At 40.4% G+C, this 3,620-nt stretch carries 3 protein-coding genes; 2 read left to right on the forward strand and 1 reads right to left on the reverse strand.

The features are described 5' to 3' along the window. Window positions 1-196: 196 nt before the first annotated feature. Window positions 197-1,372 (reverse strand): pyridoxal phosphate-dependent aminotransferase, encoded by a 1,176-nt coding sequence (locus tag BAZSYMA_RS05755; protein WP_090716582.1) that lies wholly within the window; start codon window positions 1,370-1,372, stop codon window positions 197-199. A gap of 53 nt (window positions 1,373-1,425) precedes the next feature. Between BAZSYMA_RS05755 and uvrB the strand changes: the two genes are divergently transcribed. Both uvrB and BAZSYMA_RS05765 read left to right on the forward strand, forming a co-directional pair. After that, entirely contained in the window at window positions 1,426-3,414 is a 1,989-nt protein-coding gene (gene uvrB, locus BAZSYMA_RS05760; protein ID WP_090716585.1) for an excinuclease ABC subunit UvrB, read from the forward strand. After that, a complete protein-coding gene (locus BAZSYMA_RS05765; protein ID WP_090716588.1) occupies window positions 3,411-3,593 on the forward strand; it encodes a hypothetical protein in 183 nt (60 codons plus the stop codon). Before uvrB ends, BAZSYMA_RS05765 begins: the two co-directional genes overlap by 4 nt. The last annotated feature ends 27 nt before the right edge of the window (window positions 3,594-3,620 follow it).

The following is a 3,620-nucleotide window of genomic DNA, read 5'->3' on the forward strand; positions in this document are numbered from 1 at the left end:
AAATATGGTATCTTTGTTCGTAGGTCAATTGTGTATATTTTTGCATGTTTCACTCCTTTTTCTTGTCGGATTAAGGGTGGTTAATATACCCTTTGGCCGACTAATTGAGTGTTGCACTTATGATGTGAATCCAAGACTCCTTAAAAAGATTGCTTTGGCGTTTAGAAGTAGATCGCCTGAATTTTCCAAATAGCTTTTAAAGCTCACTTAACCTTTTAACAGCTTGTTTAATATTGTCCATACTGGTGGCAAATGAAAAACGCACATAACCCGGTGCGCCAAAGGCAGAGCCAGGTACCAAGGCAATATTAAGTTTTTCCAAACAATAAGTAGACAGTTCTACATCGTCTTTCAAGCCCAAACGCTCGATTAAACCTTCAACGCGCGGGAACGAATAGAAGGCGCCTTGGGATTTGGGGCATTGGATGCCATCAATAGCATTAAGCGCATCAACGATAAAATCGTGACGCTCCTCAAAGGCAGATACCATGGTATTGATAATACTTTGGTCGCCATTTAACGCTTCTAACGCTGCTGCTTGAGCAATAGAACAAGGGTTTGAAGTGGATTGTCCTTGGATTTTTTTCATTGCTTTGATAATGGTTTCTGGGCCTGCACCATAACCAATGCGCCAACCTGTCATTGCATAAGCTTTGGAAACACCATTTAGGATAATGGTGCGCTCTTTTAGGTCGTTGTCAACCATGACGATATTTATAAAATTATCATCATCCCAACGGATATGCTCATAGATATCATCAGTGATAATTAAAATTTGAGAGTATTTTTTTAACACTGTTGCCAATGCTTGTAATTCTGCCTTAGAGTAAACTGCACCTGTTGGATTGGAAGGGCTATTGATAACGAACAGTTTGGTTTTTTCAGTGATGCTGTTTTCTAATTGCTTAGGCGTGATTTTAAAATCTTGCTCTAAACCAGTCTCAACAATGACAGGTGTGGCATCTGCTAAAATCACCATATCAGGGTAACTAACCCAATAAGGCGATGGGATGATCACTTCATCGCCAGCATCAAGCACGCCTTGACATAAGTTATAAAACACCTGTTTGCCACCTGATGACACCATGACTTCGGCAGTTGTGTAATCTAGAGCATTCTCACGCTTAAATTTACTGATAATAGCATTTTTTAATGCAGGCGTGCCATCCACCGCTGTATAGCGCGTTTGCCCACTTTTAATCGCATTAATACCTGCTTGTTGGATATTTATAGGTGTGTCAAAATCAGGTTCACCCGAACCCATGGGTACGATTTGTATACCTTGATCTTTTAATTCATTGGCTTTGGCGGTAACAGCAAGGGTGGCAGAAGGTTTAACTTTTTGAACGCGAGATGAGAGTTGATTAGACATAGTGCTTTAAATGTTTTAAAATTGATAGGTTATGATAATCAAAAATCAGCGTAGTGGGTAAAAAATTTCAATTAGAATCTAATTTTTCTCCAATGGGGGATCAACCACAAGCAATTAAAACCTTGGTTGATGGCGTTAATGCTGGAGAAAAGTTTCAAACACTCTTGGGTGTAACGGGTTCTGGTAAGACTTTCACTTTGGCAAATGTGATTAAGCAAACCAAACGAGCGAGCTTAATTATGGCGCCAAACAAAACGCTTGCAGCGCAGCTATACAGCGAGATGAAGGCGTTTTTCCCGAATAATGCAGTGGAATACTTTGTTTCTTACTATGATTATTATCAACCTGAGGCATATGTGCCAGCGAGCGACACTTACATTGAGAAAGACTCATCAATTAACGAACAAATCGAGCAAATGCGCCTCTCAGCGACCAAGGCTTTATTGGAGAGAGAGGATGTTATTATTATTGCCAGTGTTTCGGCAATTTATGGTTTGGGGGACCCTGAAAGTTATATGCAAATGTTATTGCATTTGAGCGTAGGTGAGGTCATCAATCAGCGTGAAATTTTGTCACGCTTGTCGCAAATGCAATATACGCGTAATGATGTCAGTTTAACACGCGGGCATTTTAGAGTGAAGGGTGAGGTGATTGATATATTCCCCGCAGACTCGGAAGAGCAAGCCCTAAGACTTGAGATGTTTGACGATGAGATTGAAGCAATTTATTGGTTTGACCCACTCACAGGTGAAAAACTTAAACTATTACAACGAATAACGGTATATCCACAAACACATTATGTGACGCCTAAGTCTAAGATTCTAAATATGTTGGATGACATTAAAGATGAGCTTAAAGTGCGTCGCAAGGAATTGCTATCAGCCAATAAACTGGTCGAAGAACAACGCCTAACACAGCGAGTGCATATGGATATTGAAATGATGCGTGAGCTCGGTTATTGCAATGGTATTGAGAATTATTCACGCTACCTTTCAGGTAGAAAAGTAGGGCAACCACCACCGACACTACTAGATTATCTACCTGAAGATGCACTGGTAATTTTGGACGAGTCACATGTGAGTGCAAGCCAGATTGGCGGTATGTATAACGGCGATAGGGCGCGTAAAACAACGCTAGTTGATTTTGGCTTTAGGCTGCCTTCAGCACTGGATAATCGCCCATTAAAATTTAGTGAGTTTGAGGATAAAATCCATCAATGTATTTTAGTCTCAGCCACACCTGCACAATATGAGCTGGATGTTTCTAGCGTGATTGCCGAGCAATTGGTGCGCCCCACAGGCTTGTTGGACCCTGAGATTGAAGTGCGCCCTATTGAGACACAAGTTGATGATTTGCTCAGTGAAATACACAAGCGTGTGGCAGTTGGTGAGCGAGTTTTGGTAACGACTTTAACCAAGCGAATGAGCGAGCAACTCAGTGATTATCTCAATGAGCACAATGTTAAAGTTCGATATTTACACTCTGATATTGATACCGTTGAGCGGGTAGAGATTATTCGTGATTTGCGCCTAGGTGTGTTTGATGTATTAGTAGGTATCAACTTACTCAGAGAGGGTTTGGATATACCTGAGGTGTCTTTAGTGGCAATTTTAGATGCGGATAAAGAAGGTTTTTTACGCTCTGAGCGCTCCTTGATTCAAACCATGGGGCGTGCTGCGAGAAACATCAATGGCCATGCGATTTTGTATGCTGATAGGATTACCAATTCCATGCAAAGGGCAATGGACGAAACCACACGAAGACGCAAAAAACAACAAGCCCACAATGAAGCCAATAATATTACGCCTAAAGGCGTGGTTAAACCGATTGTTGATATTTTAGACACCGATGCAAGAGTGGCAGATTCTGAAGGGGAGTATGACACACAAACTATAGCAAAATTAACCCCTGTGCAATTAGCAAAAGAACTTAAAATCTTAGAAAAACAAATGTATCAATTTGCAGAAGAGCTCAAATTTGAACAAGCGGCTGATACACGCAACCAAATTAAAGCGCTTAAACAAGGGCAGTTTTTATCATGAGAAAAATATTAACAAGTGTTGAAATACGAGAAGATAAGCTACAGCTGCATTTTAACTACAATGATAATTCTTATCAAGGATATCCAATCATTAACAATAAACCAGAAACTGGCATAATACATGCAGATGATTTAGATAATGGAGAAAAAAAGAGGTTCTTTCAAATCCTGAGTGGGTAACCCCATTAAAATAACACTCTACCACAC

It is taken from the genome of Bathymodiolus azoricus thioautotrophic gill symbiont (assembly GCF_001298715.1).
Taxonomy (GTDB): Bacteria; Pseudomonadota; Gammaproteobacteria; order PS1; family Pseudothioglobaceae; genus Thiodubiliella.